Raw genomic sequence first — 5,858 nt, forward strand, 5'->3', positions numbered from 1 at the left:
AACTTGCTTATCTTTACCGTGAACATGCACAGCAACACCTGCGATAGGGTTACCTTGTTGATCTTTTAATTGACCGGAAATAGGAGCGGCGTGAGATGCAATTGGAAATATTACACTTACAACAGCTAAGTTAATGAGAGATTTTTTCATAAACAATACTTCAGAAAATTAAGGAAATTTACGTTACGTGATACTGTAACATTAAATTTTCAGGTTTTAAATAAATTGTTATAACATTACATATGATATTTGAAATGCATTGCAAATAAATGACAATAAGGCAGGAGTTTTAAGAAACTAAAATTTAGGTATATCTATTTCAATATCATTAACAGGGGTAGCACAGCAAAGTAATATTTCGCCTTTTCTCACAAAGGCTAAAGGTTCTTGCTGATATTCCACATTACCACTAATAAGCTTGCAACGGCATGCACCACAAAACCCTTCACGACAGTGAAATTGTGGCTCAAAATTATTGTTTTCTAAGAAGGTAAGAAGATTTGGCTGATCAGAGTCAAAATCAAGACTCTGATCAGTATTAGCAATGATGACTTTGCTCATTAAAGATCGAAATCACCAAAGTCTGATGCATCAACTTCAGCGTCAATTTGGCCAACAAGATATGAACTGATTTCAGCTTCTTGCGGTGCAACTTGAACGTTATCTGATACAAGCCAAGCGTTAATCCATGGAATTGGATTCGAACTTGTTTCAAAAAGGGTTGGTAAACCAACAGCAGCCATACGTACATTTGTAATGTACTCAACATACTGGCAAAGAATATCTTTGTTTAAGCCAATCATTGAACCGTCTTTAAATAGGTATTCAGCCCATTCTTTTTCTTGTTCTGCAGCTTTCTTAAACATGGCGATTGATTCTTCACGACATTGTGCTGCCACAATAGCCATTTCAGGATCATCATCACCTTCTTGCATAATATTAAGAATGTGCTGTGTGCCTGATAAATGTAGTGCTTCATCACGGGCAATAAGCTTGATAATTTTCGCATTACCTTCCATTAATTCACGTTCAGCGAACGCGAATGAACATGCAAAACTTACATAGAAACGAATCGCTTCCAAGATGTTTACTGACATGATGCAAAGGTAAAGTTTCTTTTTAAGATCAAATAAGTTTACGCGAACTTCTTCACCATTGATTTGGTGTTTACCTTCACCAAGCTCATTGTAAATAGTAGTTAAACGAATTAATTCGTCATAGTAACGTGTTACTTCTTCAGCACGCTCTGCGATTTTATTGTTAGTTACGATATCGTCAAAAATAAGCTCAGGTTGCTTTGTAACGTTACGAATAATGTGCGTGTATGAACGGCTGTGAATGGTTTCACTAAATGCCCAAGTTTCAATCCATGTTTCGAGTTCAGGAATTGACACGATTGGCAACAATGCGACATTTGGCGAACGGCCCTGCACACTATCAAGTAATGTTTGGTATTTTAAGTTACTTAAGAAAATGTGCTTTTCATGCTCTGGTAATGTTTCAAAGTCAATGCGGTCTTTACTTACATCAACTTCTTCAGGGCGCCAGAAAAATGAAAGCTGTTTTTCTATTAACTTTTCAAAAATAGGGTGTTTTTGTTGATCGTAGCGCGAAACATTGACAGTTTGTCCAAAGAACATAGGTTCTTTTAATTGGTCGTTATGCTCGCGACTAAATGTAGAATACGACATAGTTATTTTTACTCTAGAGAAAACAAACTAATGGGCAAAGTGTGAAAACTTTGCCCGTTGTGGATTAGATTTTACACGCGCCGCCTGCACAGCCATCATCTTCAGGCTCTGGCTTAAGCTCATCCTGAGAGTCCGATGCACCATCACGGGTGTTATGGTAGTAAAGTGTTTTAACACCAAGTTTGTACGCAGTAAGTAAATCTTTAAGCAATAGCTTCATTGGTACTTTACCGCCTTCAAACTTATTTGGATCATAGTTAGTGTTTGCAGAGATAGTTTGGTCAATAAACTTCTGCATAATACCAACTAATTGAAGGTAACCGTCATTGCTTGGAATATCCCAAAGCAGCTCGTACGCATCTTGTAGGCGTTCATATTCAGGAACAACTTGCTTCAGAATGCCATCTTTACTCGCTTTAACGCTGATATGACCACGCGGTGGCTCAATACCATTTGTTGCGTTAGAAATTTGCGATGAGGTTTCTGACGGCATTAACGCAGATAACGTTGAGTTACGCATACCATGCTTAACAATGCTCTCACGAAGATCATCCCAATCTAGGTGTAATTGTTCATCACAGATTGCATCAAGATCTTTCTTGTAGGTATCAATTGGCATAATACCTTGCGCATACGTTGTCTCATTAAATTTAGGACAAGCACCTTTTTCTTTCGCAAGCTCATTTGACGCTTTCATCAAATAGTATTGAATTGCTTCAAAAGTACGGTGCGTAAGCGCATTCGCAGAACCATCTGAATATTTAACACCGTTTTTAGCAAGGTAATAAGCGTAGTTAATTACACCAATACCTAATGTACGACGACCCATAGTTGCATTGTATGCAGCTGGAACTGGGTAATCTTGATAATCAAGTAAGTTATCAAGTGCACGTACAGCAAGTTCAGCTAATTCATCTAATTCATCAAGTGTTTTAATTGCACCTAAGTTGAACGCAGAAAGCGTACACAGAGCAATCTCACCTTCTTCGTCCATCACGTGTTTTAATGGCTTAGTCGGAAGCGCAATTTCTAAACATAGGTTAGACTGGCGGATTGGCGCTACTTTTGAATCAAACGGGCTGTGTGTATTTGTGTGGTCTACGTTTTGTAGATAAATACGGCCTGTGCTTGCACGCTCTTGTGCAAACATAGAGAACAACTCAATTGCTTTAATGCGCTTTTTACGAATTGACTGGTCTTGCTCATATTGTAGATACAGACGTTCAAACTCTTGTTGATCTTCAAAAAACGCGTCGTATAGGCCAGGCACATCTGATGGGCTGAATAGGGTAATGTAATCGTCTTTAATTAAACGTGAATACATTACTTTGTTAAACTGTACACCGTAATCTAAATGACGAACACGGTTATCATCAACACCACGGTTATTTTTAAGTACTAGTAAGTTTTCTACTTCTAAATGCCAAAGTGGGTAGAATAGGGTTGCAGCACCACCACGCACACCACCTTGAGAACAGCTTTTTACCGCTGTTTGGAAGTGCTTATAAAACGGAATACACCCTGTGTGGAATGCTTCACCATTTCTAATTGGGCTACCTAGTGCGCGAATTCGACCTGCATTAATACCAATACCTGCACGTTGACTCACATACTTAACAATTGAAGATGAAGTTGCATTGATTGAATCAAGGCTATCATCACATTCAATTAGTACACATGAACTGAATTGACGGGTAGGCGTACGCACACCAGCCATAATTGGTGTTGGTAATGAAATTTTAAACGTCGATGTTGCATCATAAAAACGCTTAACATAATCAAGACGTGTTGATTTCGGGTATTTGGAGAATAAACACGCTGCAACTAGAATATAGAGAAACTGTGCGCTTTCATAAATTTCGCCAGATACTCGGTTTTGTACCAAGTATTTACCTTCTAGTTGTTTTACAGCAGCATAACTAAACGTTAAATCACGACCGTGATCAATATACGCATCAAGTTCGTCGATTTCTTGTTGGCTATAATCAGCAAGTAAATGTGGATCGTATTTATTCATTTCGACCATCTTCACCATATGATCATAAAGCGTTGGTGGCTCAAAGCGACCATAAGCTTTCTTTCTCAAATGGAATATCGCTAAACGTGCAGCGAGATATTGATAGTCTGGTGTTTCTTTGGAAATAAGGTCTGCAGCAGCCTTGATGATCGTCTCATGAATGTCTTCAGTACGAATACCATCATAGAACTGAATATGGGATTTTAATTCTACTTGTGACACAGAAACGTTATTTAGGCCCTCTGCTGCCCATGCAATAACGCGGTGAATTTTGTCTAGATCAAGCGGTTCCTTGCGACCGTCACGTTTACTGACTGAAAGCTCTTGGTTCATACTTATGCCTGCAAATTCCTTCAAACGAGCAAATAATTTTTATTATGTCGAAATAGTGTTGTTGGACTTTAGTCCTATTATTAAGCGCACGGCTCAGGCGAAATCATCAATGTGAGCTTTTTATGCTCAGCTACTAGATATGGTGTCGCCTTCACAGATGATCACAAGATAGAGGGGTCTTGATCATTTTTCAAGGCCTAGAAAAGCGAGAAAATTAGTGATCAAATTTTTACTAACTTGCGTGTTAGCATCCACTAACGTGTTAAGCAAAGTATGTTTAGTCTATGTAAAAAAACAACGAAAAAATTACGATAAAAAAAAATATTTAAAATTTATTTGTTGCAAATTTACAAGATATTGTTTTTGGGACCAGTAATAAAATAACCACAATATATAGTGGTTATTTTTTATTAAAGCAACTAGATATATGGTTAAGCAATAACCAAGGGGTCTTGAAAGACAGGTCAAATTGCCAGCTAGAAACAGCATTTCCATTGAGATAGCCCCAAAGCGCTGCGACTGATTTCATATCTGCAGAATTCGCAGCGATGATATCGCGTTCATCATCACCAATATAAATACACTGATGGGGTTCAACATTCATTAAACGGCAACTATGCAATAAAGGATCAGCATGCGGCTTTGCTTTTTCAAGTGTATCGCCAGACACAATATTATGGCACAAATTAAACTCAGGAATTTGTGCTACTAATGGTTCAGTTAAATGTGCTGGCTTATTAGTGACGATAGACCAGGGTATTTGCTGGCTATCAAGGTGTGTAATTAATTGCGTGATGCCGTCATAAAAACGGCTTTTGTACCAAAGGTGTTGTTTATAAAAATCAAGAAACATTTGTTTTAATGTCTCTTGTTCATTTTCAGATAAACGATGCCATTGCTCACCAAAGCCAAGTTTAAGAAGGGCAATGGTGCCATTAGATGCTTGCGTACGATAACAATCAGCACTGACAACATCTTTATTGTGCCTAGCTAATACGTAATTTAAAGCAGCACCTAAATCATCTGCACTATCGATTAAGGTGCCATCAAGATCAAAAAGGACTGCTTTATACATTTTTACTTAAGCCAGCTTTTCGAAATGGATCATGTAATTGACTGATACATCGTTGGTTAAACTATAAGTTTGACCTAGAGGGTTATAACTAAGTCCTTTCATGACACGTGCTTTTAGGGCGTACTTTTCAGCCCAAGTAATTAACGTTGCTGGCTTGATGAACTTGTCATGATCATGAGTACCTTTAGGTACAATTTTGAGTAAATGTTCGGCACCTACAATGGCAAACAAATACCCTTTGAGTGTTTTATTGAGCGTCGACATAAATACATGCCCACCCGGTTTCACCAGCGTTGCTAGTGAAGCGATTACCGATTCAGGATCTGGTACGTGCTCAAGCATTTCCATGCAGGTAACAATATCAAATTGCTGAGGGTGCTCTCTAGCAAAATCTTCAGCGGTTACCTTTTTATAATTAAGGGTAACACCCACTTCAAGGGCATGAAGCTTTGCAACATTTAAAGGTTCTTCACCCATATCAATTCCGGTTACATTACCACCAAGTTTAGCCATACTCTCAGCTAGAATACCGCCTCCACAGCCTACATCTAATACATTTTTTGAAAACACACCTTGGCTGTGTAAATTAATGAAATCTAATCTAAGCGGGTTAATTTCATGTAGTGGTTTAAATTCACCATTAAAGTCCCACCATCGGTCGGCCATGGCTTCAAACTTTGCAATTTCACTTGCATCGATATTTTGTTGAACGGTCATAAAAAGCATCCAGAGTGATTTGAGG

5 protein-coding genes are annotated in these 5,858 nt (G+C 38.3%); all 5 read right to left on the bottom strand.

Going from position 1 to position 5,858, the window contains the following annotated elements; genetic code table 11:
* Nucleotides 1-297: 297 nt before the first annotated feature.
* The gene (yfaE, locus tag ABYD77_RS17140; protein ID WP_372771309.1) at nucleotides 298-561 is read right to left on the bottom strand and encodes a class I ribonucleotide reductase maintenance protein YfaE; all 264 of its coding nucleotides are present in this window, start codon (nucleotides 559-561) and stop codon (nucleotides 298-300) included.
* Nucleotides 561-1,691: a class Ia ribonucleoside-diphosphate reductase subunit beta gene (gene nrdB, locus ABYD77_RS17145; RefSeq protein WP_372771310.1), complete on the bottom strand. Its 1,131-nt coding sequence runs from the start codon at nucleotides 1,689-1,691 to the stop codon at nucleotides 561-563. The genes yfaE and nrdB overlap by 1 nt, the downstream gene beginning before the upstream one ends.
* A gap of 64 nt (nucleotides 1,692-1,755) precedes the next feature.
* Nucleotides 1,756-4,041, bottom strand: coding sequence for a class 1a ribonucleoside-diphosphate reductase subunit alpha (gene nrdA / locus ABYD77_RS17150; RefSeq protein ID WP_372771311.1), 2,286 nt, complete (start codon nucleotides 4,039-4,041; stop codon nucleotides 1,756-1,758).
* Nucleotides 4,042-4,441: 400 nt separating this feature from the next.
* Nucleotides 4,442-5,116, bottom strand: coding sequence for an HAD family hydrolase (locus ABYD77_RS17155; RefSeq protein WP_372771312.1), 675 nt, complete (start codon nucleotides 5,114-5,116; stop codon nucleotides 4,442-4,444).
* 6 nt (nucleotides 5,117-5,122) lie between these two features.
* Nucleotides 5,123-5,833: a bifunctional 2-polyprenyl-6-hydroxyphenol methylase/3-demethylubiquinol 3-O-methyltransferase UbiG gene (gene ubiG, locus ABYD77_RS17160; protein WP_372771313.1), complete on the bottom strand. Its 711-nt coding sequence runs from the start codon at nucleotides 5,831-5,833 to the stop codon at nucleotides 5,123-5,125.
* Nucleotides 5,834-5,858: the final 25 nt, after the last annotated feature.

It is taken from the genome of Pseudoalteromonas sp., from assembly GCF_041629635.1.
Lineage (GTDB): Bacteria > Pseudomonadota > Gammaproteobacteria > Enterobacterales > Alteromonadaceae > Pseudoalteromonas.

Excerpts from the sequence above, each read along its gene's own strand:
- yfaE (WP_372771309.1), bottom strand. The coding sequence starts at position 561 with ATGAGCAAAGTCATCATTGCTAATACTGATCAGAGTCTTGATTTTGAC.
- nrdA (WP_372771311.1), bottom strand. The coding sequence starts at position 4,041 with ATGAACCAAGAGCTTTCAGTCAGTAAACGTGACGGTCGCAAGGAACCG.
- ubiG (WP_372771313.1), bottom strand. The coding sequence starts at position 5,833 with ATGACCGTTCAACAAAATATCGATGCAAGTGAAATTGCAAAGTTTGAA.
- ABYD77_RS17155 (WP_372771312.1), bottom strand. The coding sequence starts at position 5,116 with ATGTATAAAGCAGTCCTTTTTGATCTTGATGGCACCTTAATCGATAGT.
- nrdB (WP_372771310.1), bottom strand. The coding sequence starts at position 1,691 with ATGTCGTATTCTACATTTAGTCGCGAGCATAACGACCAATTAAAAGAA.